At 71.1% G+C, this 24,118-nt stretch carries 27 protein-coding genes; 5 read left to right on the forward strand and 22 right to left on the reverse strand.

Translation table 11 applies throughout. From position 1 onward, the window contains the following. Positions 1 to 10: 10 nt before the first annotated feature. A complete protein-coding gene (locus HD597_RS48125; RefSeq protein WP_253753636.1) occupies positions 11 to 856 on the reverse strand; it encodes a glycosyltransferase family 2 protein in 846 nt (281 codons plus the stop codon). Positions 857 to 882: 26 nt separating this feature from the next. Between HD597_RS48125 and HD597_RS48130 the strand changes: the two genes are divergently transcribed. Both HD597_RS48130 and HD597_RS48135 read left to right on the forward strand, forming a co-directional pair. Continuing rightward, on the forward strand, positions 883 to 1,431 hold the full coding sequence (locus HD597_RS48130; protein WP_253753638.1) for a dTDP-4-dehydrorhamnose 3,5-epimerase family protein: 549 nt from the start codon (positions 883 to 885) through the stop codon (positions 1,429 to 1,431). A gap of 12 nt (positions 1,432 to 1,443) precedes the next feature. After that, positions 1,444 to 2,349 (forward strand): right-handed parallel beta-helix repeat-containing protein, encoded by a 906-nt coding sequence (locus tag HD597_RS48135; RefSeq protein ID WP_253753640.1) that lies wholly within the window; start codon positions 1,444 to 1,446, stop codon positions 2,347 to 2,349. Here the strand turns inward: HD597_RS48135 and HD597_RS48140 are convergent. Then, positions 2,298 to 3,656, reverse strand: a complete 1,359-nt coding sequence (locus tag HD597_RS48140; RefSeq protein WP_253753642.1) for an O-antigen ligase family protein — start codon at positions 3,654 to 3,656, stop codon at positions 2,298 to 2,300. The two genes, HD597_RS48135 and HD597_RS48140, sit on opposite strands and share 52 nt — an antisense overlap. 3 nt (positions 3,657 to 3,659) lie before the next feature. Further along, positions 3,660 to 4,385 carry a YveK family protein gene (locus HD597_RS48145; RefSeq protein WP_253753644.1) on the reverse strand — a complete coding sequence of 242 codons (726 nt, stop codon included), beginning with the start codon at positions 4,383 to 4,385 and terminating at the stop codon, positions 3,660 to 3,662. Positions 4,386 to 4,527: 142 nt separating this feature from the next. Here HD597_RS48145 and HD597_RS48150 point away from each other — a divergent pair, with 142 nt between their 5' ends. Then, positions 4,528 to 5,412, forward strand: coding sequence for a DUF6492 family protein (locus HD597_RS48150; protein WP_253753646.1), 885 nt, complete (start codon positions 4,528 to 4,530; stop codon positions 5,410 to 5,412). Further along, positions 5,409 to 6,281 carry a DUF6492 family protein gene (locus HD597_RS48155; RefSeq protein WP_253753648.1) on the forward strand — a complete coding sequence of 291 codons (873 nt, stop codon included), beginning with the start codon at positions 5,409 to 5,411 and terminating at the stop codon, positions 6,279 to 6,281. The genes HD597_RS48150 and HD597_RS48155 overlap by 4 nt, the downstream gene beginning before the upstream one ends. On the opposite strand, the gene HD597_RS48160 is transcribed toward HD597_RS48155, so the two are convergent. The 9 genes from HD597_RS48160 to HD597_RS48200 all read right to left on the reverse strand — a co-directional run bounded on the left by HD597_RS48160 (position 6,260) and on the right by HD597_RS48200 (position 15,474). Continuing rightward, on the reverse strand, positions 6,260 to 7,240 hold the full coding sequence (locus HD597_RS48160; protein WP_253753650.1) for a hypothetical protein: 981 nt from the start codon (positions 7,238 to 7,240) through the stop codon (positions 6,260 to 6,262). The two genes, HD597_RS48155 and HD597_RS48160, sit on opposite strands and share 22 nt — an antisense overlap. 64 nt (positions 7,241 to 7,304) lie before the next feature. Further along, on the reverse strand, positions 7,305 to 8,177 hold the full coding sequence (locus HD597_RS48165; protein WP_253753652.1) for a glycosyltransferase family 2 protein: 873 nt from the start codon (positions 8,175 to 8,177) through the stop codon (positions 7,305 to 7,307). Next, complete coding sequence (locus HD597_RS48170) at positions 8,164 to 9,612, reverse strand: oligosaccharide flippase family protein (protein ID WP_253753654.1); 1,449 nt, start codon at positions 9,610 to 9,612, stop codon at positions 8,164 to 8,166. Before HD597_RS48170 ends, HD597_RS48165 begins: the two co-directional genes overlap by 14 nt. Continuing rightward, complete coding sequence (locus HD597_RS48175; RefSeq protein WP_253753656.1) at positions 9,609 to 10,562, reverse strand: hypothetical protein; 954 nt, start codon at positions 10,560 to 10,562, stop codon at positions 9,609 to 9,611. The genes HD597_RS48170 and HD597_RS48175 overlap by 4 nt, the downstream gene beginning before the upstream one ends. Then, the gene (locus HD597_RS48180) at positions 10,559 to 11,830 is read right to left on the reverse strand and encodes a DUF4910 domain-containing protein (protein ID WP_253753658.1); all 1,272 of its coding nucleotides are present in this window, start codon (positions 11,828 to 11,830) and stop codon (positions 10,559 to 10,561) included. Before HD597_RS48180 ends, HD597_RS48175 begins: the two co-directional genes overlap by 4 nt. Next, complete coding sequence (locus tag HD597_RS48185) at positions 11,827 to 12,846, reverse strand: NAD-dependent epimerase/dehydratase family protein (RefSeq protein ID WP_253753659.1); 1,020 nt, start codon at positions 12,844 to 12,846, stop codon at positions 11,827 to 11,829. Before HD597_RS48185 ends, HD597_RS48180 begins: the two co-directional genes overlap by 4 nt. A gap of 5 nt (positions 12,847 to 12,851) precedes the next feature. Beyond that, positions 12,852 to 13,502: a PIG-L deacetylase family protein gene (locus tag HD597_RS48190; RefSeq protein WP_253753661.1), complete on the reverse strand. Its 651-nt coding sequence runs from the start codon at positions 13,500 to 13,502 to the stop codon at positions 12,852 to 12,854. After that, the gene (locus HD597_RS48195) at positions 13,499 to 14,275 is read right to left on the reverse strand and encodes a sugar phosphate nucleotidyltransferase (RefSeq protein ID WP_253753663.1); all 777 of its coding nucleotides are present in this window, start codon (positions 14,273 to 14,275) and stop codon (positions 13,499 to 13,501) included. The genes HD597_RS48190 and HD597_RS48195 overlap by 4 nt, the downstream gene beginning before the upstream one ends. Then, positions 14,272 to 15,474 carry a class I SAM-dependent methyltransferase gene (locus HD597_RS48200; protein WP_253759785.1) on the reverse strand — a complete coding sequence of 401 codons (1,203 nt, stop codon included), beginning with the start codon at positions 15,472 to 15,474 and terminating at the stop codon, positions 14,272 to 14,274. The genes HD597_RS48195 and HD597_RS48200 overlap by 4 nt, the downstream gene beginning before the upstream one ends. Before the next feature lie 59 nt (positions 15,475 to 15,533). Between HD597_RS48200 and HD597_RS48205 the strand changes: the two genes are divergently transcribed. Further along, positions 15,534 to 16,115, forward strand: a complete 582-nt coding sequence (locus HD597_RS48205) for a dTDP-4-dehydrorhamnose 3,5-epimerase family protein (RefSeq protein ID WP_253753665.1) — start codon at positions 15,534 to 15,536, stop codon at positions 16,113 to 16,115. Here the strand turns inward: HD597_RS48205 and rfbD are convergent. The 10 genes from rfbD to HD597_RS48255 all read right to left on the reverse strand — a co-directional run bounded on the left by rfbD (position 16,097) and on the right by HD597_RS48255 (position 24,021). Next, the gene (rfbD, locus tag HD597_RS48210; protein ID WP_253753667.1) at positions 16,097 to 16,948 is read right to left on the reverse strand and encodes a dTDP-4-dehydrorhamnose reductase; all 852 of its coding nucleotides are present in this window, start codon (positions 16,946 to 16,948) and stop codon (positions 16,097 to 16,099) included. The two genes, HD597_RS48205 and rfbD, sit on opposite strands and share 19 nt — an antisense overlap. A gap of 78 nt (positions 16,949 to 17,026) precedes the next feature. Continuing rightward, positions 17,027 to 17,995: a dTDP-glucose 4,6-dehydratase gene (gene rfbB / locus HD597_RS48215; RefSeq protein ID WP_253753669.1), complete on the reverse strand. Its 969-nt coding sequence runs from the start codon at positions 17,993 to 17,995 to the stop codon at positions 17,027 to 17,029. Further along, positions 17,992 to 19,059, reverse strand: a complete 1,068-nt coding sequence (locus HD597_RS48220) for a glucose-1-phosphate thymidylyltransferase (RefSeq protein WP_253753671.1) — start codon at positions 19,057 to 19,059, stop codon at positions 17,992 to 17,994. The genes rfbB and HD597_RS48220 overlap by 4 nt, the downstream gene beginning before the upstream one ends. A 2-nt stretch (positions 19,060 to 19,061) precedes the next feature. Beyond that, positions 19,062 to 20,516 (reverse strand): sugar transferase, encoded by a 1,455-nt coding sequence (locus tag HD597_RS48225; protein WP_253753673.1) that lies wholly within the window; start codon positions 20,514 to 20,516, stop codon positions 19,062 to 19,064. Positions 20,517 to 20,783: 267 nt separating this feature from the next. Next, a complete protein-coding gene (locus HD597_RS48230) occupies positions 20,784 to 21,134 on the reverse strand; it encodes a hypothetical protein (RefSeq protein ID WP_148433120.1) in 351 nt (116 codons plus the stop codon). A 47-nt stretch (positions 21,135 to 21,181) separates the two neighbouring features. Then, positions 21,182 to 21,826 carry a GntR family transcriptional regulator gene (locus HD597_RS48235; RefSeq protein ID WP_253753675.1) on the reverse strand — a complete coding sequence of 215 codons (645 nt, stop codon included), beginning with the start codon at positions 21,824 to 21,826 and terminating at the stop codon, positions 21,182 to 21,184. Then, a complete protein-coding gene (locus tag HD597_RS48240) occupies positions 21,823 to 22,713 on the reverse strand; it encodes a DMT family transporter (RefSeq protein WP_253753676.1) in 891 nt (296 codons plus the stop codon). The genes HD597_RS48235 and HD597_RS48240 overlap by 4 nt, the downstream gene beginning before the upstream one ends. 33 nt (positions 22,714 to 22,746) lie before the next feature. Beyond that, a complete protein-coding gene (locus HD597_RS48245; RefSeq protein ID WP_253753678.1) occupies positions 22,747 to 23,130 on the reverse strand; it encodes a hypothetical protein in 384 nt (127 codons plus the stop codon). 73 nt (positions 23,131 to 23,203) lie between these two features. Further along, positions 23,204 to 23,695: a GNAT family N-acetyltransferase gene (locus HD597_RS48250; RefSeq protein WP_253753681.1), complete on the reverse strand. Its 492-nt coding sequence runs from the start codon at positions 23,693 to 23,695 to the stop codon at positions 23,204 to 23,206. A gap of 11 nt (positions 23,696 to 23,706) precedes the next feature. Then, on the reverse strand, positions 23,707 to 24,021 hold the full coding sequence (locus HD597_RS48255) for an MmcQ/YjbR family DNA-binding protein (RefSeq protein WP_372513649.1): 315 nt from the start codon (positions 24,019 to 24,021) through the stop codon (positions 23,707 to 23,709). Positions 24,022 to 24,118 lie beyond the last annotated feature (97 nt).

A 24,118-nucleotide genomic window follows, 5' to 3' on the forward strand; every position in this document is an offset into this window, starting at 1 on the left:
CGCCGGCGGCCTACGAGGCCGCCGTAGGGTCGCGATGACGGGTGCCCGCGTCGGTGCCCCAACCGGCCGGGCCGCGGCGCAGCCTGGTCAGCAGCCGGTCCAGCACGAGCACGCTCAGGTAGCAGGCGGCGTCGAGCGGCCCGACCTCGCGCGCGGCCACCAGCCGGCCGAGCGCGCCGAGCCGCAGCGCCCGGCCGGGCCTGCCGAGCGCGGCCAGTTGCCGGTTGCCCTGCCGCACCCGGACCCGCCTGCGCAGGTGGGCCCTGACCGTGCGCGGCGGCCGCACCACGGACCTGGCCTCGGTCACGACGACCCGTTCGGAGCCGGTGAAGCAGCCGTCCACCCAGCCGTCGTCCGAGATCACGTCGGGCAGCGGGAAGGCCCGCTCGTGCCCCCGCTCGTTCAGCACGTACACGCCGACCCCGGCCAGCGCGCGTACGGGCGCGATGAGCCTGTCGTGCACCCGGTGCACCCGCCGGACCACCGGTCCGGTGCCGCGCAGGTCCCACACCGGCACCGGCGCGCAGGCCAGCACGCCCGGCCGGCCCGCCGCCTCGACCAGCAGCCGGACGGACTCCGCGTCGAGGCGCACGTCGGCGTCCAGGTAGACGCGGGGAAAGGCGCGGCAGGCCGCGTCGCCCAGGCGCAGCGCGCCGACCTTGCCCGCGGCCGGCGTCTCCAGCACGCGCACGCCCGGCCGGGCGGCGGCCCGCGCGGTGCCGTCGGAGCAGCCGTTGGCCACCACGACGACGTCGAACTCCCCCGGCGCGGCCCCCGCGAGCAGCTGGTCCAACCCCGCCCGCACGACGGGCTCCTCGTTGTGCGCCGCAATCACGACACTGACCACAGGCTTCATCGCACGCCTTCCAGGAAGGACCGGACATGAAAGTGGAGCAGGGCGAGCTCGACGGGGTGCTGCTGTTCACCCCCGTGCCGCACCGCGACAGCCGCGGCCTGTTCACCAGGACCTTCGACGCGGCCGTGGCCGCCGGCGCGGGCCTGGACCCCTGCGCGTTCATCCAGGACAGCCAGTCCAGGTCCCGCACGGGCGTGATCCGCGGCCTGCACGGGCGCTCCGGCAGGGGCGAGGCCAAGCTGGTGCGGTGCGCGCGGGGCGCGGTCCACGACGTGCTGGTGGACGCCAGGCCGCACTCGCCCACGTTCGGCCGCAGCATGGCGGTGCGCCTGGACGACGAGGACTTCGTCACGCTCTACGTGCCCCCGGGCCTGCTGCACGGCTTCCAGGCGCTCACCGAGCAGGCCGACACGTGCTACCGCATCGACAGGGAGCACGATCCGGGCGAGGATCTGGCAGTGCGCTACGACGATCCCGACCTGCGGATAGCCTGGCCGCTCGCGGCGGCGGAGGTCAGCCGGCGCGACCTGGACGCGGGCTCCTGGGCCGAGCTGCTGCCCAGGCTGGGCGCCTGAGAGGTGGCGGCGATGCGCGCACGTGCCCTCATGCTCCTGGTGGCGGCGATGACACCGGTGGCCTGCCAGGCCGCCCCCGCCGATCCGGCGCCCTCGCCGGCCCCGTCGTCCCCTCCGCCCGCCATCGTCCGGTCCGACGGCTCCTCCTGCCCCGACCATCCGACGCCCGCCTGCACGGGCGCCCTGCGCGGGACCGAGCTGACCAAGGTCGCGCTCAACACGGAGGACGTCGCCTTCCGCGTGCGCACTTCCGGCGCCGTGCTCGACGGCGTGCACGTCCCCGGCCACCTGCTGATCCACGCCGACGACGTGACGATCAGGAACAGCGTGATCGACGGCGACGTGATCAACGCCGACGGGCCGCAGTCGTTCCGGTTCACGATCACCGACTCCACGGTGGGCACCACGGGCAAGTGCGAGCCGCTGCCCGGGATCGGCCACGACAAGTACAAGGCGACCAGGGTGCTGGTGCAGGGGCACAGCGACGGCTTCCGCGTCTCGGGCGACGACGTGGAGATCCGCGACTCCTACGTCAAGCTCTGCTCGCGGGCGGGCGACCACTCCGACGGCATCCAGGCCTACAACGGCGGCAAGGGCCTGCTGTTCCACCACAACACCGTCGACCAGCGGGAGGCCAAGGACATCACCGCGCCCGTCTTCCTGGTGGACGAGAAGTCGCGGGACGTGGTGGTGACCGACAACCTCGTCATGGGCGGCACGTACAGCATCCAGGTGCGCAACGCGCGCGGCAGGCAGGTGGTGCGCGGCAACAAGCTGGTGGACAAGTCGTGGGTGTACGGGCCGGTGGACTCCGAGTGCGCCAGGACGGAGTGGGCCGGCAACGAGCTGGTCACCATCGACGAGAACTATCGGGTCACCTCGATCGTCGGCCCGCTGGCCTGCGCGGGAGAGAGCTGACCCGACTCGGCCGTGGCCGCGCGCAGCAGCGCGCCCGCCGCGCCGGCCAGGACGAACGCCAGGCCGGTCACGGTGTGGAAGGACAGCAGGTCGAAGGTGAACGACCCGACGAGCGGCACCAGCATGACGGCGGCGATGGTCAGGCCGAGGTCGCGGTCGCCGGCGTCGGCGCTGAGGTGCCGGGCCCGCAGCGCGGCGTAGCAGGCCACCGCGAAGATCGCGGCGAACGTGACGGTGCCGAACAGGCCGGTCTCGACCATCGACAGGATGTACTGGTTGTCGAAGATCTGGTGCTTGGGGGCGTACCAGGTGCCCAGGCCGCGGCCGAGCCAGAAGTGCCGGCCGATCTCCTGGGCCGCGACGGCGTAGTCGTGCGTGCGGTACTGGATGCTCTCGTCGTTGCCGATGTTGGAGAAGAGCCCCGTGATCGCCCCGAGCAGGCCCGGCACCGTGATCCTGATGACCACCAGGAAGGCTGCGGCGATCAGCAGCGTGTATCCGCGCCGCCGCCACGACCAGCCCGCGAACAGCACCGCCCCCACCACGGCCAGGCTGAGCATGGCCGAGCGCGACACGGAGAACATCAGGCCGCACCCGATCAGCCCCGTGCACACCCACCAGCGCAGCGCGGGCTCGGCCCGCAGCCGCGCCTGGCTCGCGTAGTGCGCGGCCAGCGGCAGCAGGATGGCGCAGGTGACGCCGAACTCGATGGGATGCCCCGTGGTCGCGGCCACCCGGCGCAGGTCCGCCCGCTCCAGCACGAACGAGTCGCCCTCGCTGGTGTAGCGCAGGATCGGCAGCTCCAGGAACCGGGTCAGATCGATGGACAGCAGGAACTGGAAGGCCGCGATCACGGAGATCACCGCGCCGCCGACCACCAGCGTCTGCAGCAGGAAGTCCAGCCGCCGCCGGTCGCGCACCCCGTCGCAGACCGTCAGCGCGATGCCGACCAGGGCGATCACCAGAACGAACGCGTGATCGCTCAGGTTCAGCTCGTCCGAGTCCATGTAACCCCAGGTGGAGAACCCGTAGGTGGCCACCATCGAGGTGAAGTAGGCGAACAGCGCCGTGCGCACGGGGTTGCGCCCCTTGGCCGCCCCCAGCGTGAGCGTGAACTGCGCGCACAACCACAACAACGCCGCGCCCAGGCTCACCACGTTGGCCGGGGTGAGCGAGAGCGGCAGCGCCTTGAGCACCAGGCGGGCGGGCACGATGAGCAGCACCGCCGCGAAGATCGCGGCCACGGTGGCCCCGTCGGCGCGGCCGGGCGGCGGCGGCGCCCCCGCGCCCGGGCCCCTGAGGGTCATCGCCTAGACCCCCGTCTTCTCGGGGACCGCTTCCGGTGCCCGAGCGGGCGGCTCCCCGCGCCTGCGCAGACGCGCCACAGCGCCGCTCAGCGGCCCTGAGAGGCTCTCCGCGGCGAACGCCCCGCACAGCGCGGCGATCACCCCAAGGCCCAGCGCCGAGGCGGCGGAGCGCAGCTTCCTGCCCTGCTGGGGGGCCGGCGTGGTCGGCGGCACGGCCTCGCTGATCGTGATGTACGTGCCCTTCGGCGCCTGCACCTGCCGCTGGCGCACGTCCAGCTCCTGCTCGATGCGGTCGATGGCCTTGCGCGCGATCCGCGTGGCCTCCTCCGGCGTCCGGCTCTCCCCCTCGACGAACACCAGCGGTCCCGTGGCCAGCGACTCCAGGTTGTTGGTGCCGTTCGTGACCGCGTACGTGGTGGGGCCGCCGCTCGTGACCCCCATGGCCGCCACCATGTCCGGCGTGCTCATGACGCTGATCAGGATGGAGGCGGCCACGTCGAGCCCGTGGTCGAAGTTCAGCAGCGGGTTGACCCTGGGGACGGGCTGGTCGGGGTCGGGCGGCAGGGTGCCGCCGCTGGTGGGCGCGGTGAGCACGAGGACGGCGGTCGTGGTGTAGGTGACCGGGATCGTGGAGTAGGCGTAGAAGGCGGCGCCGACGGCCGCCAGGAAGGCGGGCAGGGCCACGTACCATCGCCGAAACAGGACGAGGAGCGTCCCCCAGAAATCCACGCGCCCTCCCTCGCGAGTCCCGCCTCATACATGTCGCCCGGTTGGTGTGGAGCGTTACACAAAACCCTGTAACACCACCCATTACGGGGCGATATGGAGTACGAGGGGCGTCACTCCCGGCGGGGGACGGAGATCAGTTTTCATGAGCGCACTGGCCGTGGTCACGCCCACGTACGCCCCTGACGCCGAGCTCTTCGCCCACCTGCACCGATCCGTGCTCGCGCACACCTCCGACGACACGGTGCACCACGTGGTCGTGCCCGACTCCGACCGCCGCCTGTTCTCCCGGTACGCCGGGCCCCGCTGCAGGATCTGGACCTACGCCGAGATCCTGCCCCGCCGGATCGTCCGGGTGCCGCTGGCCGGCGTGTGGATCGATCCCGGACGGCCGTGGCCGCCGCTGCGCGGCTGGGTGGCGCAGCAGGCCGTGAAGGTGGCGGTGACGGCGCGGCTCGACGCGAAGGTGGTGCTGGTCGCCGACTCCGACGTGGTCCTGGTCCGCCAGGCCACGCCCGACCTGTTCATCCAGGACGGTCAGGTCTGCATGTTCCGGATGGACGGCGGCGTGCACGAGCTCATGACCGACCACGTCACCTGGCACCGGGTGGCCCGCGAGCTGCTGGGCCTGCCGGGGCCCGCGCCGCTGCCCCTGCCGGACTACGTCAGCTCGCTGGCGTGCTGGGATCCGGCCGTCGTGCGCGAGATGCAGCGGCGGATCACCGAGTCGACGGGGCGTGACTGGCTGTCCGCCTTCATCTCGCACCTGCGGGTCTCGGAGTTCATCGTCTACGGCGTGTTCGTGGACGAGGTGCTCGGGGCCGCGCCTCCGGTCAACACCGCGATCTGCCACAGCCGGTGGGATCGCACCCCTCTCGACCCTGCCGGAGCCATCGCCTTCGCCGACCTGCTACCTCACGACGCGGTGGGAATGATGATCTCGGCCAAGTCGGGGACGCCCATGGCGGCCAGGATGGCGGCGATCGAGCGATGCTCCCAGATCACCGGACCCGACGGGAGTCATCCGTGAGCAAGCTGGCGGTCATCACGCCTTCCTACGCCCTGGACGCCGAGCTGTTCGCCGACCTGCACAGATCAGTGCTCGAATACACCTCAGAGGACACCATCCACCACGTCTTCGTGCCGCCCGGCGACCGCGACGCGTTCGCCGGGTTCGAGGGGCCCCGCTGCCACGTGTGGGTGCGCTCGGAGCTGCTGCCGCGCAGGTACCTGCGCATGCCGGGCGCCGACGTGTACGTCAACTACCGCCGCCCGTGGCCGCCGCTGCGCGGCTGGGTGATGCAGCAGACCGTCAAGATCGCCTCGGCGGGCCTGATCGACGCCGACGCCATGCTCATCGTGGACTCCGACGCCGTCCTGGTCCGCCCGACCAGCGCCGAGTCCTTCACCAGGGACGGGCGGCTGTGCCTGTACCGGCTGGAGAACGGCGTGACGGCCGAGATGAAGCGGCACGTCATCTGGCACCAGGTGGCCCGCGAGTTGCTCGGCCTGCCTCCGGCGCCGCCACCGCCGCTGCCCGACTACGTGACGGCGCTGACGTTCTGGGACCCCGAGATCGTGCGGGCGATGCAGCGGCGGATCACCCAGGTGACCGGCCGCGACTGGCTCGACGCGTTCAACGCGCAGCTGCACGTCTCGGAGTTCATCCTGTACGGCGTCTTCGTGGACGAGGTGCTGAAGACCGACCCGCCGATCAACACCACGATCTGCCACCTGAGCTACAACCACGAGCCGTGGGACGAGGCCCAGGCCGTCGCCTTCGCCGACCGGCTGCCGCCGGAGGCGGTCGGGATGATGATCTCGGCCAAGTCGCACACCCCGATGGAGGCCAGGCAGGCCGCCATCAGGAGGTGCGCTCAGGTCGTCGAGTCGAGCTGACCGTCGCCGTCCTCGCTCCTCCCGGCCGGCTCGTCGTCGTCCTTGACCACCTGGATCGGTCCCGTCTGCTCCTGGGCCAGCTCCTCCACCGTCAGGGGGAAGCCCGCGGCGGCGGCCGGCGGGTGCGACCGGGAGCCGTTGAGCGCCTGCGCGGGATGCTCCCCCGGCTCGCTCTCCGCTCCCGGCTGCTCGGCGACGACCTCCGCCCAGATCTCCGGCTCGGGCCTGAGCCCTGTGCCGGATCCGGTCTCGTTCTGGGGCTCGTTCTGGGACTCGTTCTCGGGCTCGTTCTCGGGCTCGGGCCGGGCGCGTGCCCAGCGCACCCGCTGGACGCCGTACGCCACCCCGATCCCGGCGATCAGGCCGAACACGCCGCCGAAGGCCGCGTAGAGCAGGCGGTCGCCGAGGGCGGCCCTGGGGCCCGAGGCCGGCATCACGTCCATGATCCCGATGTGCGTGCTGATCGGCGCGTCCAGCGCCGTCTGCCGCCTGGCCAGCTCCAGCCGCACCCGTAGCTGGGCCTTGCGCATGACCTCCCGCACCGTGGCGGGGTCGTCGCCCTCCACCTCGACGTAGATGAAGGGCCCGTTGGTGCTGATGCTCAGCAGGTCGGGGTTGGTCCGGCCGTCGTTGATGGTCACGACGGTGGGCCCGCTCTCGGGCGCGCCGATCTCCTTGTAGACGTCGATCGTGTTGGTGGCCAGGATCAGGATGCCCGCGGTGGTCCGCAACGCGTCGTTGAACTGGAGCAGCGGGTTGGTCAGGCCGGGCTTGCTCGCCGGCTCGGTCTCCAGGGTGCCGCCGGTGGCGGGCACGGTGAGGACCATGGAGGCGGTCGAGACGTATCGGCTCGGCATCAGGAAGTACGCCGCCAGGGCGAGGCCGATGGCCGCGACGGCGACAGGCGGCCCAACGAACTTCTTCCGGGCCAGACCAAGGATGGCCTTCCAGAAGCGCACTATTTCCGCCCCCGTCGACTTTTGTATCGATGCAAACGGGAAATCGCTCTGCCCATCGGACGTGTTACACCAAACCGACCAGAGATAGCAGTTTGCGGCCGCGGTGCGCGAGCGTGCGCCGCTGCCGCCGCGCGTACATGCGCATCACCTCGGAGCGCGCCCGCCGCCGCTGCTCCTCGGTCAGCTCCGCGTCGCGCACCCATCTCAGCAGCTCCCTGCACTGCAGCGTGTTGGCCAGGTGGGACTGCCAGGACGGCACGTCCAGGCGCCGGGCGATGCGGCCGATCCGCTCCAGCCGCCAGTTGCGGTGCGAGAGCACCGCGGGGACGTGCGCCCACGGCCCCGACAGCGCCAGCTTGGCCGCGAACACCTCGTCCTCGCGCAGCATGTTGCGCCGCGGGATGCCGACGGCGGCCTCGCGCCGCAGCAACCCGTAGAGCGGGTCGATGAGGTACGGGCTCTCGTTGAGCAGCCTGAGCATCTCGGCGAAGCGCTCCACCGGATCGTCGGAGCCGAGCCGGGTGCCGGTGTAGGGCACCGTCACCTCCCCGTCGGGTCCTGTGTAGGAGACCTGGTTGGTGACGAGGATCAGCCGCTCGTCCGCGGCGAAGACGGCCAGGGCCGCCGAGACGCAGTCGGGCTCCAGCCGGTCGTCGTCACCGATCCAGCGCACGTACGCGCCCTTGGAGATGCGGGCCGCGTGCATGAAGTTGCCGAGCAGGCCGACGTTCTGCGGGTGCCGGTGGTAGACGATCCTGGGATCGGCCGCCGCCAGGTCGCGGCAGAGCTCCTCGGTGCCGTCCGTGGAGGCGTTGTCGGAGATGACCAGCTCGATGCGCGGATGGTCCTGCGCCAGCACCGAGCGGACCACGGCCTCCAGGCGGCCGGCCCCGTTGCGCACCGGCAGCGCGATCGATACGAGGTCAGATTCGTGCATGCGCCCTCCCTTGGCGTACGAGCCGCTTGAGCACCGCGCGCGGCACCACGACCAGCACGAACAGCAGCAACCCCGCGCCTCCGGCCACGCAGAGCTCGAAGAAGGCGCCGTCGATCACCGTGGCCAGCGCCACCATGACCACGCCGGCCGCCGCCGCGCCCAGCAGCGGCCTGGCCAGCCCGGCGCCGACCAGTCCCACCGGCACCCCGGAGCGGTGCAGGGCCACGCCCAGCAGCGGCAGCGCCACCACCACGGCGACGACCGCGTGCGCCACGGCCGCGCCCTCGATGCCGTCGAGACGGGCGCCCACCAGCAGCGCGGGCACCAGCGCGACGGCCCAGCACAGGTTCACCCACATGGTCGCCTTCGTCCGGCCGAGCGCGGCCAGGATGTCGGTGATGAGCAGCGTCAGCATGCGCACGGCCATCACCACGGCCAGGAAACGCAGCACCTGGGCGGCGGGCAGCCAGTTCGTGCCGTACAGGAACTCCACGACGGCGGGGGCCAGCGTGCCCATCAGCACCGCGATCGGCAGCACCATGCCCGCCAGCAGCGGGACGGACTGCCGCACGCCCTCCCGCACGGCCTCGGTCCCCTCCTCCACCAGGCGCGAGAAGCTGGGCAGCGCGACGTACCGGATGGCGGTCCCGATCAGGCCAGGCACCCAGCTGGAGATGTTGAAGGCGAGCAGGTAGAAGCCCAGCCAGGCCGGGCCGAGCACGTCGCCGACGATGACCGAGTCCACGTTGAGCAGCAGGCCCTCGATGCCGAGACTGACGCACAGCGGCAGCCCGAACCGCAGCAGCCGCGCGGCCTGCGCACGGTCGAAGCCGAGCTCGATCTTCACGCGCGCCAGCGCGACCACCAGCACGCCGGTGAGCACGCCACCGCTGAGCTGCCCCCAGGCGAAGCTGTAGGCCCCGGCGCCGTTCGCGGCCAGCGTGATGGAGACGCCGGCGTTGGCGACGAACCCCGCCAGGTTGGCCAGGGCCAGCTTGTCCTGCTCGAACCGGCGCATGAGCGCGGCGCTGCGCACCGCTGTCAGCCCGTAGACGAGGTTGGTGGCCATGAGGATACGGATCACCCAGATGGCGTCCTCGCTCCCGGCCAGCCGCGCGTAGAACGGCGCGATCACCCAGAACAGCGCGTAGAGGGCGAAGCTCGACAGGATCGCCACGACCGTGGCCGTGGGCGCGATCTCCTCCAGCCTGCCCCGCCACTGCACGGTCGCCGCGATCACGCCGGCGTCGTTGATGTAGATGACGAACTGGGTGGCAGCCAGCGCGATCGCGAACACGCCGAAGTCCTCGGGCACCAGCAACCTGGCCAGGACGAGGCTCATCACGAACGAGCCCGCCTTCATCACCAGGTTGCCCAGCAGGCTCCAGCGCAGCCCGCGACCGGCCTTGCGGCCGATGTCGCCGACCTCACTCACGAAGTCTCGACCCTCTCCAGCCAGATCTCCCGCCAGAACGGCACGAACTCGCGCGGGCAGTTGGCGTTGTAGACGCCCTCGCAGACGAGATCGTCGAGGATGATGCACGGGCTCTTCATGGTCAGCATCCGGCCGGTCTTCTCGTCCAGGCAGCGCTCGACCCTGGCCCGTACGCGCGCGGTCCTGCCGCAGTAGCGGGCCATCTCCTCCTCGAAGCCCATCCCGCGGTTGAGCAGGTCGTCGTTGAGCGTGTCGAGGATCTCCTGCTTGGACCTGATCCTGACCAGCTCGCCCACCTTCAGGTCCAGCGTGGCCGTCGGCGTCTTCTTCCCGGCCCGGCCCTCGATGAAGCCCCAGCGCAGCCCCCGCCTGATCCACAGGCGGCGCGGCAGCACCTTCTTGCTGAGGTCCTGGAAGCGGTTGAACAGCCCGACCAGGAAGGTGCGGACGGTCCGGCCGACGCCCACGTTGCCGCTGCGCACGTCGGTGACGTACTGGCCGAGGTCGCGGAACGGCAGGCAGGCGGGCGCGGCCCGCAGCAGCTCGGTGGCCTGGCAGGAGTAGCCGTCCGGGCCCTTGCGCGTGTTGGCGTCGAGCAGCTTCAGCAGCCGCTCCTCCGGGATCTGGCGAGCCACGGGCTCGTCCGGATCGACCCGTTTGAGCCACGCCTCCTTCCAGTAGAGCGAGCAGGCCGTCTGGCAGCCGCCGTGCCCGCCGCCGTCACACCGCGCGCCGGTCAGGTGCACCGCGCTGTCCATGCGCCGCATGCCGCTGCGGCTGATGGTGTCGCACAGCTTGTGCGCGACCTTGTGCACGGTCATCCGCCGCCCGCAGTAGGCCAGCATCTCCGGCATGAACGGCAGGTTCTCCAGCTCGCCCCGCTCGTCCAGCGTGGCCAGGATCTCCGCCGCGCTCCGCACTTCGACGAGGTCCCCCACCCGCAGGTTCATGCGCCCTCCCCCACCCGTTTGAGCAGGCCCGCACCCTCCAGAGCGGCGGCCGCCTCGGCGACCGCGCCGAAGGGCAGGCCTGAGCGGCCGGCGACGTCCAGCAGGCTGTGCTCGCCGTCCGACAGGTTCAACACCCATAACATCGCCAGCTGCGCCTGTTTCGTGTCACTGCGTCCGCCGAGAGATCCGTACAGGCCGCGCCTGCCGAGCTGCGGCTCGCCGTACGGGCTCAGGTTCTGGTATCGGCCGTCGTGCTCCAGCACCTCGACCGCCGACCACAACGTCTCCAGCGTGTCGGCCATGGCCTGCGGCGAGACGAAGCCCGGGTCGTCCCCCGAGGTGTGGTACTCGGGGTATCCGGCGTACGGCGTCCTGGTCAGGCTGCCGACCGGCAGGTCGAAGCCGGGCGAGCAGTACTGCCGCTCGTCGTAGCCGTACGGCGAGAAGTCCACGATCGTGTGCGGCCGGTCGCGCAGCACGGCCGCCATCACCCGGTCGACGGGCGCGTCGCCGCGCCTGCTGCGCTTGTACGTCAGCGCCCCCCGGTCACCGGCGCAGGCGAGCGTCAGCCCGTGCCTGATGCGCCCGGTGCTCTCCCGGTTGCGCGCCAGCCAGGTGATCGCGCCGATCGTGCCGGGCGCGAACACGAACCGGTAGGTGAGACGCGGCTCCCTGAGCCTGCGGGCCAGCGCCGTGGCCACCGCGATCCCGGCCAGGTTGTCGTTGGCCAGCGACGGATGGCAGACGTGGCAGGAGATCAGCACCTCGTCGTCGGTGCGCCCCGGCACGACGTGCTCGGCGTAGGTCAGGTGCCCGTCGGCCAGCGTCGAGTCGATCACCACCTCGTACGGCCCCTCGCCCATCCCGTCGAGCGTGTCCTGGCTCAGGCAGAACCCCCACGTCGGCGCGTAGTACGAGGTCCGGTAGGGCACCAGGTCCGGCCGGCCGGGCAGCGTGTGCAGGTGGGGCCGCAGCTCGGCCAGGGTCATGGTGGCCGACACCGGCACGCTGTAGCCCACGACGTGCAGGTTCGACCGCTGGAAGTCCACCACCCGGTTCCCCGCCGGATCCTTGATGTAGGCGTCGCGGATGTTCCACTCCTGCGGGATCGTCCAGTCGAGCACCTGGGTCCCGGTCGGCACCTCGTGCACGTCCAGCTCCAGCAGCTCCCCGACGATCCCCAGCGTGGCGCGCACGCCGTCGCCCGTGATGGAGCGGCACAGCGGGTAGAGCCGCTCCACCAGGGCGTGCATCTCCTCCCCGGTCACGTGCGCAGCTCCTCGGAGACGGTCCCGGCCTTGCGGCGGTCGGCCAGCCACGCCAGCCGGGTGAACCGCTGGCGGAAGTCCCCGGCGGTCAGGCCGTGGTAGCGGTAGGCGTCGGCCAGCTCGACGGCGCCCGCCTTCACCGTCCAGCGGGCGTGGTAACCGGGCAGCGCCTCGCGGATCCGCGAGAACGAGACCCGGTAGGAGCGCGGGTCGGCGCCGGTCTCGCCGGTGATCATCAGCTCGGAGCCGGGCACCGCCTCGACGACGTGCTCGGCGATCTCGGCCACGGTCAGGTTGTTCAGCTCGCCGCCCACGTTGAACGCCCTGGCGTGCACGGCCTGGCGCGGCGCGGCCAGCGCGGCCAGGAAGGCGTCGGCGATGTCGGCCACGTGCACCAGGGGCCGCCACGGGGTGCCGTCCGACAGCACGCGCACCTGCCCGGTCAGGTGGGCGTGGCCGACGAGGTTGTTCAGCACGATGTCGGCGCGCAGCCGGGGCGAGAACCCGAACGCGGTCGCGTTGCGCAGGAACACCGGGGTGAAGTCGTCGTCGGCCAGGTCGACCAGCTCGTCCTCGACGCGCACCTTCGACTCGGCGTACGGGGTGACGGGCCGCAGCGGGGCGTCCTCGTCGAGCAGGTCGTCGCCTCCGGAGGCGCCGTAGACCGAGCAGGTGGAGGCGTACAGGAAGCGGCGCACACCGGCGTCCCTGGCCAGCCTGGCCAGCCGGACGGAGGCGTGGTGGTTGATGTCGTAGGTCAGCTCGGGCGCGAGCGCGCCGAGCGGGTCGTTGGAGAGCGCGGCCAGGTGGATCACCGCGTCGCAGCCTTCGAGCACGTTCGCGGGCACGTCGCGCAGGTCCACGCGGTGCCCCGGCGGGTCGTCCGGCACGGGGCCGAGCACGCACTCGGCGAACAGCCCCGAGTCCAGGCCCGTCACCTCGTGGCCGGCCTTGGCGAGCATGGGTGCCATGACCGTGCCGAGATAGCCCTGGTGCCCCGTGAGTAAGACACGCATGTCGATCAGCCTCCAGCTAGATCTAGAGCGAGTTTGTGCAGGTAGAAGGCCTCCGCGTAGCGTGCGTGACACTCGATGCCGCGGATCCTGGCCAGCCCGAGGAACGCCTCCCTGTCGAACCAGGGGCGGTGGCGCTGGGAGGGGTAGTGCTCCCAGAGCAGGGAGACCTTGCGCTCGGCCAGCGCGAGGTCGAGCGGCTGGTAGGCGTTGGGCCGGCCGAGGTCGCCGTCCCACTTGAGGATCTCGTAACCGAGCGTGAGGTGGTCGCGGAACGCGGTGGGCACCAGTCGCGCCAGCCCCCGGTGGTCCTGGTGCGCGTCGCCGGCCTGCGGCGCCAGGATCAGGTCCGGCTCGGTCCGCATCCGCAGCTCCTCGACCGCGTTCTTGGCCTCGTCCCAGTGGGCGGGGAGCCGGCCGTCGGGCACCTTGGCCACGGTCACGCGCAGGTCGGCGTCCGGGCAGAAGGCGGCCAGCGCGTTGCGCTCCTCCTCCTCGCGCGCGGTCCCGCCGCCGGAGAGCACCAGGGCGTCCACCTGGATGCCCGGGTGCGCGGTGCACATGACCAGCAGGGTGCCGCCCGCGCCGATCGCCAGGTCGTCGCAGTGGGCGGCGAGCAGCGCGACGCGGCTCAGGCCGCTGGGGAAGAGCCGGTTCACGCCCGCTCCCACAGGGCCCAGGGGCGGTCGCCGCGGGAGTAGGCCCGGTCCAGCTCCATGCGCTGGTTGACGGTGTCGGTGGGCCGCCAGTAGCCGCGGTAGGGGTAGGCCATCAGCCGCCCGCGTTTGGCCAGCTCCTTGCAGCCGTCCACGAGCAGGTCGCCGTTCTCGGGGATGTGGTCGAAGATCTCCTGACGTAAGACGAAATATCCCCCGTTCACCCACAGCGGCATCTCGGTGACGGCGGTGATCTGGCCCACCAGCCCGTCCTCGGCGATCTCCACACAGTGGAAGGTCCCCGGCGGCGGCACGGCCATCAGCGCGCCACCGGCGCCCGACTTCTCCAGCCGCTCGATGATCTCCGGCAGCGGCGCATCCGTGAGCACGTCGGCGTAGTTGGCCAGGAACATCTCGTCGCCCTGGAGATGGTCGCGCACCCGGCGCAGCCGCTCCCCGATCGACGACTCGACGCCGGTGTGGACGAACGAGATCGTCCAGTCGGAGATGTCGGCTCCCAGCAGCTCGACGTCGCCGCCGCGCAGCACGAAGTCGTTGGAGGCGGTCTCCTCGTAGCGGAGGAAGAACTCCTTGATCTGCTCGGCCCCGTAGCCGAGGCAGAGGATGAACTCCTTGTGGCCGAAGTGCGCGTAGTAGCGCATGACGTGCCAGATCAGCGGCCGGGGACCGACAAGCTGCATGGGCTTCGGCGCGTCGCCGGCGGCGCCCGTACGCATGCGGGTGCCGTAACCCCCGCAGAAGAGCACGACCTTCACACGACCTCCAGCGTGGGGATGGGGAAGACCAGCCGGCCGCCCCAGTCGCGGATGTAGGAGAGCTGGTCGATCAGCTCGTCGCGCAGGTTCCACGGCAGGACGAGCACGTAGTCCGGCTTGTCGGCGGCGATGCGCTCCGGCTCGAAGATCGGGATGCGCGCGCCGGGGGTGAACTTGCCGTGCTTGTACGGGTTGCGATCCACCGTGTACGGCAGCAGGTCGGGCCGGACGCCGCAGTGGTTGAGCAGCGTGTTGCCCTTGCCGGGAGCCCCGTACCCGACCACCGTGCTGCCCTCCTCGGCAGCGGTGATCAGGAAGCCCAGCAGGTCGCGCCGGACCTTGGCCACCCGCTCGGTGAAGTCGATGTAGCCGGAGATCTCGTGCAGCCCGGCGGCCTTCTCCATCGCCAGCACGTCCGACACCCGCTGCGACGGGGCGCCCGACGGCGCGGCCCAGAGCCGGATCGAGCCGCCGTGCGTGGTCAGCAGCTCCACGTCCACCAGCGTCAGCCCGCCGGTGGCCAGGGCCCGCTGGGCGGAGGCGACGGTGTAGTACTGGAAGTGCTCGTGGTAGATCGTGTCGTACTGGTTGAGCTGCATCAGCGTGAGCAGGTGCTGCACCTCGACCGAGACCAGCCCGTCGTCGGCGACCAGCGTGCGCAGCCCCTCGGTGAAGCCGATCACGTCGGGGATGTGCGCGTAGACGTTGTTGGCCACCACGTAGTCGGCCTTGCCGTGCTCCGCCACGACCGCCTGCGCGCTCTCGGGCGTCAGGAACGCCGTCACCGTCGGCACGCCGCGCTCCCTGGCGGCCTGGCCGACGTTCACCGACGGCTCGACGCCCAGGCAGCGCACCCCGCGCTCCACCACGTGCCGCAGCAGGTAGCCGTCGTTGCTGGCCACCTCCACCACGAACGAGTCCGGCCGCAGGTCGAGGCCCGCCACGAAGGCGCGGGCGTGCTCCACCCAGGAGGCCGAGTAGGAGGAGAAGTAGGCGTAGTCCGTGAACGTCTCCTCCGGGGTGATCAACGGCGGGATCTGCGCGAGCCAGCACGACGTGCACACGCGCAGGTGCAGCGGGTAGGTCACCTCGGGCTCGTCGAGCTGGTCGGCCGTGAGGATCCGCTCGCAGGGCGGCGTCGCCCCCAGGTCCACCACGCCGGTGAGATCGTCCGAGCCGCATAACCGGCAAGTCATCATTCGCACGCTCCAAGAGATTGATATTTCGCGAGGGCCGGTGATCTCGTTACTGTCAGCCCATGGATCCCCTCGGCATCGATGGCGTCTGGCGCCACACGCCGCCTGTCCACTCCGATCCCCGCGGCTCGTTCTACGAGGCCTTCCGCGCCGCCGACCTGCCCGGGCGGCGGTTCGACCTGGCACAGGTCAACTGCTCCGTCTCGGCCCGCGGCGTGCTGCGCGGCGTGCACTTCGCCGACGTGCCGCCGGGGCAGGCCAAGTACGTGATGTGCCTGTCCGGCAGCGTCATGGACGTCGTCGTGGACCTGCGCACGGGCTCGCCCACCTTCGGCCGGTGGGAGGGCGTGACACTGGACGACGTGAGCAGGAGCGCCGTCCTGGTGGCCGAGGGCCTCGGGCACGGGTTCATGGCGCTGAGCGAGCACGCCACGGTGATGTACCTGTGCTCCGAGCCGTACTCGCCGGCCCGCGAGCACGGGGTGCACCCGCTCGACCCGGCGCTCGGCATCGCCTGGCCGGCCGGCATCGAGCCCGTGCTCTCGGAGAAGGACGCCAAGGCCCCCACGCTCGACGAGGCGCTCAGGGCCGGGCTGCTGCCCGACCACGCCGCCTGCCAGGAGTTCTACGCCACGCTGCACTGACGGCTCCTCGACAGGACGGGCCAGGCCGCGTGCAGCGCGGCGCGCCAGTGCCGGATCGGCTCCCCCCGGGTGTGCGCCAGCACGCTGTTGGCCGGGCGCCGGGCCGGGCGGGGGAAGGCCGAGGTCGGCACCGGGCGCACCCGCTCCGGGTCCTGGCCCAGCAGCGTGAAGATCTCCCTGGCGAACCCGCACCAGGTCGTCTCCCCCGCGCTCGTGCCGTGGTAGACGCCCGGCGGCAGGTCCGACTGCGCCAGCCGGACGAGGTAGTCGGCCAGGTCGGCCGTCCAGGTGGGCTGGCCGTGCTGGTCGTCCACCACGTCCAGGATGGGCCGCTCCCCGGCCAGCCTGATCATGGTGGTGGCGAAGTTCGCGCCGTGGGCGCCGTACAGCCAGGCGGTGCGCACCACGTAGTGGCCGAGCTCCAGCACCGCCCGCTCGCCCGCCAGCTTGGTCCTGCCGTAGGCGTTCACCGGCCCCGTCGGCGCGTCCTCGGTGTACGGCGGGCCCGCCGCCCCGTCGAAGACGTAGTCGGTGGACACGTGCACGAGCCGGGCGCCGATCCGGTCGCACGCCTCGGCCAGCCAGCGGGCGGCGTCCCCGTTGACCGCCAGCGCCTCGGCCTCGTGCGTCTCGGCGTCGTCCACCGCGGTCCAGGCCGCGCAGTTCAGCACGGCCCTGGGCCGGTAGGCGGAGACGAAGTCGTGCACCGCCCGCCTGTCACGCACGTCCAGGTCGGCCCGGCCGAGCGCGAGCACCGGCTCGCCCGTCAGCGCGGTCCTGCAGAGGACGTCGGCGGCCAGCATTCCGCCCGCCCCCGTGATGAGCCACCTCATGCGGCCTCCCGGCCTGATCGGGCGATCCCCTGTCCCATCGCCGAGCTCCGCTCGGAGAAGACCGCGATCGAGTCCTCGCTACGCTGCGGATCCATCGCGGCCCCACCAGTCGCGGTGCGCGGCATACCAGCGGACGGTGTCCTTCAGCCCCTGCTCGAACGGGATCTCAGGGCGGTAGCCCAGCGCCCGCAGCTTGGAGTCGTCCAGCGAGTACCTGCGGTCGTGGCCCTTGCGGTCGGCCACGTACGCGACCATGTCCCAGCCCTTGCCGCAGGCTTCGAGCAGGCGCGCGGTGAGCTCCTTGTTGGTCAGCTCGGCCGTGCCCGCGATGTGGTAGATCTCGCCCGGCTCGCCCTTCTCGGCGACCAGGCGGATGCCCGCGCAGTGGTCCTCGACGTGGATCCAGTCCCGCACGTTGCCGCCGTCGCCGTACAGCGGCACCTTCCTGCCGCGCAGCAGGTTCGTGACGAACAGCGGGATGAGCTTCTCGGGGTACTGCCTGGGCCCGTAGTTGTTGCCGCAGCGGGTGATCGACACGTTCAGCCCGTACGTGATCGCGTACGCGCGGGCGATCAGGTCCCCGCTCGCCTTCGACGCCGCGTACGGCGACCGGGGCCGCACCGGCGCGGCCTCGTCCCAGGAGCCGATGTCGATCGAGCCGTACACCTCGTCGGTCGAGACCTGCACCACCTTCGGCACCCCGGCCTCCAGGCACGCCTGCAGCAGCGTCTGGGTGCCGAGCGCGTTGGTGCGCATGAACTCGGCGGCGCCCTCGATCGACCGGTCCACGTGCGACTCGGCGGCGAAGTTGACCACGAGGTCGTGGCCGGGGACGACCCGCGCGAGCAGCTCGGCGTCGCAGATGTCCCCGTGCACGAACTCGTGCCGCACCCCGTCGAGGTTGGCGCGGTTGCCGGCGTACGTCAGCTTGTCCAGCACCGTGACGGCCGCGCCGGACCCGGGCGCATCAGAAGTCGACTCGTGGAGGTTCCGGACGAAGTGGGAGCCGATGAATCCCGCGCCACCGGTGACCAGAATTCTTGTCATGAACTGATCTGTACCTTGCTGTGATCGCCCAGTACGAGACGGTGGGCTTTGGGCGTGTTGGGCGCCGGGGTGACCTCGACGTCGTGGCCGATCAGCGACGACTCGATGCGGCCCACCCCGGCGATGGAGGCGCGGGGCAGCACGATCGAGTACTCGATCTCGCTGCCGTTGACGGCGCAGGAGGCGCCGATGGAGGTGTACGGGCCGACGTAGCTGTCCTGGATGCGGGCGCCGGCGCCGATGATCGCCGGGCCGACCACGCGCGAGCGCTCGACCACCGCGCCCGGCTCGATCGCGACCCGGCCGATGAGCTCGCTGGCGGCGTCCACCCGCCCGTCGATCCTGGGCTCGACCGACTCCAGCACGAGCCGGTTGACCTCCAGCATGTCGGTGACGTTGCCGGTGTCCTTCCAGTAGCCGGAGATCACCGAGGACTCGACGCGCTCCCCCGCCTCGATCAGCCACTGGATCGCGTCGGTGATCTCCAGCTCGCCCCGCCACGACGGCTTGAGCTCCGCCACCGCCGCGTGGACGGCCGGGCTGAACAGGTAGACGCCGACCAGCGCCAGATCGCTCTTGGGCCGCTCGGGCTTCTCCTCCAGGCCGATCACGCGCCCCTCGGTGTCCAGCTCGGCCACCCCGAACTGGCGCGGGTCGCCGACCTTGGTCAGCATGATCTGCGCGGCGGGGCGTTCCCTGGCGAACCGGTCGACCAGGTCGTTGATGCCGCCCACGACGAAGTTGTCGCCGAGGTACATGACGAAGTCGTCGTCGCCCAGGTAGTCGCGGGCGATCAGCACGCCGTGGGCCAGCCCGAGCGGGGCCTCCTGCCGCAGGTACGTCACCTGCAGCCCGAACGCCGAGCCGTCGCCCACGGCCGCCTCGATCTCCGCGTGCGTGTCCCCGACCACCAGGCCGAGCTCCTGGATCCCGGACTCCGCGATGGCCTCCAGGCCGTAGAACAGGACCGGCTTGTTGGCGACGGGGACCAGTTGCTTGGCCGACGTGTGCGTGATGGGGCGTAGCCGGGTGCCCGACCCCCCGGCGAGCACGAGTGCTTTCACCGCTAGTAAGCCCCTTCTCCACGGGTGACGACGGACCAGGTCTTCCACAGGATCTGCAGGTCGAGGATGAGCGACCAGTTCTCCACGTAGCGCAGGTCGAGGCGTACGGACTCCTCCCACGTCAGGTCGGAACGCCCGCTGACCTGCCACAGCCCGGTGATGCCCGGCTTGACCACGAGGCGGCGCCGGACGTCGGTGCCGTACTCGGCGACCTCCTCCGGCAGCGGCGGGCGCGGGCCGACGAGCGACATCTCGCCGCGCAGGACGTTCAGCAGCTGGGGCAGCTCGTCGAGGGAGTATTTCCGGAGGAAAGCGCCTGCCCTGGTGATCCTTGGATCGTTCCTAATCTTGAAGAGCACTCCGTCGAACTCGTTCGCTTCGAGCAACGCGCCCTTGAGCCGCTCCGCATCGACCACCATGGTCCTGAATTTCACCAGACGGAACTCCTTGCCGCCCTTGCCGACCCTGGTCTGGTAGAAGAGCGCGGGGCCGGGGCTGGTCAGGCGGATGACCAGCGCGATCGCCAGCAGCGGCAGCGCGAGCACCAGCAGCGCGACCCCCGCCACCAGGCGGTCGAAGACGGTCTTCACGAACTGCCGCATCCCGCCGAACTCGGGATGCTCCACGTGCAGGAGCGGCATGCCCGCGACCGGCCTGATGCTGATCCGCGGCCCGGCCACGTCGAGGAGCGCGGGCGCCACGAACAGGTCCGTGCGCGCGGTCTCCAGGCTCCACGCCAGCCGGCGCAGCGCGGCGCCGTCCAGCTCCGGGCAGGCCAGCACGGCCACGGCGTCGACCTGCTCCCGCTGGACGACAGTGGCCACGTCGCCGAAGTCGCCGAGCACCGGGATGCCGTCGAGGTCCACGTCCATGGCGTTGCCCGGCAGGCAGGCTCCCACCACCTGCATCCCGTGGTACGGCTGGCGCCTGAACTGCATCACCAGGTCGAGGATCGACTCCCGGTGCCCTACCGCGATCACCTGGCGCATGTAGTCGCCCACCGCTCTGCGCCGGTGCAGCCGCTTGCGCATCCGGTAGCGGTAGTAGAGCGTCGCGAGCAGGGCCAGCGGCAACATCGCCATCACGAAGCTGCGCGCGATGGCGGTCTGCGTGGCGTAGGCCATGATGGCGACGGCCGCCATCAGCCCGATGCCGCCGTTCAGTACGGCCTTGAACTCCTCCGTTCCCTCGCCGTTGGCGCGCTGGCGGTACGCGCCGCCCATCCACAGCGCGATGGGCCAGGCGATGACCAGGCCGAATCCCAGCAGGAACTCGACCGTCGGAATGTACGCGCCGGCGATCAGCCGGATGCCCAGCACGCACACGCACGCGAGCAGCGCGCACGCCGTGTCACCCGATAACAGGAGCCGTAAGTACGCACGCGTCCAGATGCTCGACGCGCGGCGCGGTACGGCCTCGAGGAGCACGACAGCGGACTCCCCAGTCCCCACCCTCATAGCACCACCCTGACAACTCTGTGCACCGCGATAACTTGACGTTCCTTGAACCACATGGGTTGACAAGTCCCACGCACAATCAAGGGCGGCGGCCCCCACTAAAGAGTAAAGATCGATTCCGGCATGAGGAATACCGGCAAATGTCCACATTCGGACGATTGCCAGGGCCTGCGGGGGCTTGACGGAACGGTCCACAAGTGGCAGCAGTTGACAAGGGAAATGCCAGATTTACTGCGATATTTCTGCAGGTTGCCGATTTATGAAGGGCTAGTCGTACTCCAGGTCCGGCAGCGCCGACGGCGGGTCGGGGCTGCGCCAGACCACCACGACGCCGTCGTGCGCGGAGTCGGCGGCCAGGGTCAGCCGGTCGAGGTCGAAATCCGGGAGGTAACGCAACCGGGCGAGAAACGTCGCGTCCGTGGCGGAGCGGGGCACGACGCAGCCCTCTCCGTCGCGGTCGAGAAGGATATAGAGGACGTCTTCCCCTGATTCCGTGACAACACGGACCTCCACCACGTCCTCCCAGGCGAGGGCCTCGACGCTACCGTCCGCATAGTGACGAGTGACGCCCTCTTCCGTGACATACACGTAGGAGTCCGGCATCGGGTTGCCGTGCATGGCCGCGATTCTTGCGAGTTACGGGGCAGTCCCGCAAGGGTTCGCACTCAAAGGTGCCGATGTACTCGGCCGTCGCCGCCCCACGAGTGGCTGAGATGCGCGGCGACGGCCGCCCGCGCGGCCTCCTCCGGGCCGTTCGCGATGGCGTCGAGCAGCTCGCGATGCTCGGCGACCAGCACGTCCCTGTCCTCGTAGACCTCGCGCAGCCGCACCAGCCCGAGCCGGGTCTCGGCGGCCAGCACGCCGTAGAGCCGCTCCAGCCGCGGGCTGCCGACGGCCTCGATGAGCGCCTGGTGCAGGGCCATGTGCTCGGCCACGGCCTCCGACCAGGGCGCGTCCGCGGGCAGGGCGGCCATCCGGTGCAGCGCCGCCTCCGCACCCGGCACCGTCCTGCCGGCCACGGCCCGCGCCATGAGGTCCTCCAGGGGGCGGCGGACGTACATGAGATCTTCGAGGTCCGAAAGCGTCACTTCCGGGACATAGGCACTGCGGTTGCGCTCGCGTCTGAGCAGCCCCTCGTGGACCAGGCTCGCCAGCGCCTCCCGCACGGTCGGCCTGGCGACGCCGTACGAGGCGGCGATCTCCTGCTCGGGCAGCGCGGTGCCGGGCGGGATCTCGCCGGACAACACCCTGCTGCGCAGGGCGTCGGCGAGCGCACCGACGGTGGAGACGGGTCTGAGCGGCAACGTCACGGCTGCGACTCTAGCTCCCTTTCCGGCATACGCTCCCTTTCTCGCGTCCTTTCCGGTACGGCCACCGCCGCCAGGCTCAGCCCCAGCAGCACGAGCCCGGCGATCGAGACCGGGGCCAGCCGCTCGCCCAGCACCACCAGCCCGAGCAGCGCGGCCACGGCCGGCTCGGCCAGCGACAGCGTGGCGGCCGTGGCCACGGGCGTGGTGCGCAGGCCCCGGCCGTACAGGAAGTAGGACAGGGCCGTGGTGCCGAGCCCGAGGTAGAGCACGGCGAGCAGCGCCCGCGGCTCGCCCATCCAGGCGACGCCGCTGACCGCGAGCACCGGCACCATGATCAGCGCGGCGCCGCCGAACATCACCCCCATCACCGCGTTCGACTGGCCGCCCTGGCCGATCGCCCGGGCCGCCATGACGGCGTAGAAGGCGTACAGCAGCCCGCCCAGCAGCGCGAGCGCGATGCCGGAGACCACCTGCGCGCCCGCGTCGGCGCCGCCGCCCACGATCAGCGCCGCGCATCCGCAGATGGCCGCCGCGGTGGCCGCGCTCCACCGCCTCGTCGGCCTGCGCCCGTGCAGCACCCAGGACAGCAGCCCGGTGAACACCGGCCCGCTGCCGATCGCGACCACCGTGCCGATGGCCACCCCGGTACGGCTGACGGCCGCGAAGAAGCAGAGCTGGTACGCGGCCACCGCCACGGCCCCCAGCAACAGCCCCGGCCTGACGGCCTTCCACAGCCCGGCCCCGGCCACGAGCGCCAGCGCGGCGCCTCCGATCACGAGCCGGGCGGCGGCCAGCGCCACCGAGTCGGCGGACACCAGCAGCCCGGCCGTGCCCGCGGTCCCCCAGAGCACGGAGGCACCCACGACGGCAAGCGGTCCATTCCTCATGGACCCATTGTCAGACAACCAGACAGCATTCGTCTAGTTGTCAGACAATTCTTCCAGCAATTGCCCGATGAGCCGCTCCGCCGGCGCCGCCACCTCCCCCGCGTAGTCGTCGAACGCGGCCAGCCCTTCCTCGATGTCCGGCACGCTCTTGCGGGGCAGCTCCAGCAGCGTCTCCGCCTCGGCCTGGATGCCGCCCTCCACGTGAAATGCCTTGCCGGACGCGGCGATGGAGACCTCGAACCTGACCTCGCGGCCGTCGGGCAGCACGAAGGTGGTGCCGACGCGGGCGCCTGCCGGCGGGAAGAAATAGGAGAACTGCTCGCTTCTCACGAACGGATGGCGTAACTCGGCGAGAATCTCCGACGCCCGGCTCAGAGCTTCCAACAGCCCGGCCGCGGCCAGACTCTCGCTGTCCACCCGCCACAGCGTAGTTCAGCCCGCACGCGCGACGCCAGGCGACCGGCCCTCGCCGACCGACAGCGCGGCCCGATCAGTCGGTGGCCAGGCGGGCGTGCCGCTCCACGTCGTACCGGACGCCCTCGTAGCAGAGCTTGCCCCGCTCGATGCCCTCCGGCAGGAACCCGGCCTTCGTGGCGACCCGGCACGAGGCCGGATTGTTCGTGCGGTGCCCCAGCTCCAGCCGGTAGAGCCCGCGCTCGTCGAACGCCCACCGCGCCACCAGCTCGGTGGCCGCCACCGCGACCCCCTTCCCCCTGGCCTCGGGCACGACCCAGTAGGACACCCAGCCGTTGCCATGGGAGTCGAGCTTGGTCACGGCCACGTTCCCGACGACCCGCTCGCCCTCGACCACGGCGAAGGCGTGCCCCACCCCTTCCCAGGAGGCGATCCAGCCCGAGGCGTCCTTGAGCGTGACGACGGGCCAGGGAGCCTGGCGGCGCAGGTCGGGAGCTTGGAAGGCACGCAGCACGACGGGCGCGTCGGCCTCGCGCCACTCCCGCAGCCGCACGTTCACAGGGGTCACAATGTCGGAGATTACCCGGATTGCACCTTCTTCCCGATCGGATGGGTCGCCTCGAAGTCGTCCACGAGCTGCTTGGGTGCGGTCAGGCACCACGCCTCGGCCATCAGCTCGAACAGCTCCTCCGCGTCGATCCTGTCGAGGTGGACCACCACCCAACCGAACCGCCCGGCCGTGAACTGCACCTCGAACACCTCGGGCCGCTCGCTGACCAGCGCGATCTGCTCCTCGATCGTCGCCTTCAGCCCGACCGTCTCGGTCGCCTCCCACAGGTAGCCGAACCCCTTGTCGTGCACCTTGAGGCCGACCCACTCGCCGCCGTGACTCATCCGCACGTCGGGCAGCTCGTCCAGCAGTTTCAGGAACTCATCGACGGTGACACCCATGCCGCCTGTGTACCAGAACCCGCCGACACTTCCGAGCGTC

The organism is Nonomuraea thailandensis, assembly GCF_024172165.1.
Lineage (GTDB): Bacteria > Actinomycetota > Actinomycetes > Streptosporangiales > Streptosporangiaceae > Nonomuraea > Nonomuraea thailandensis.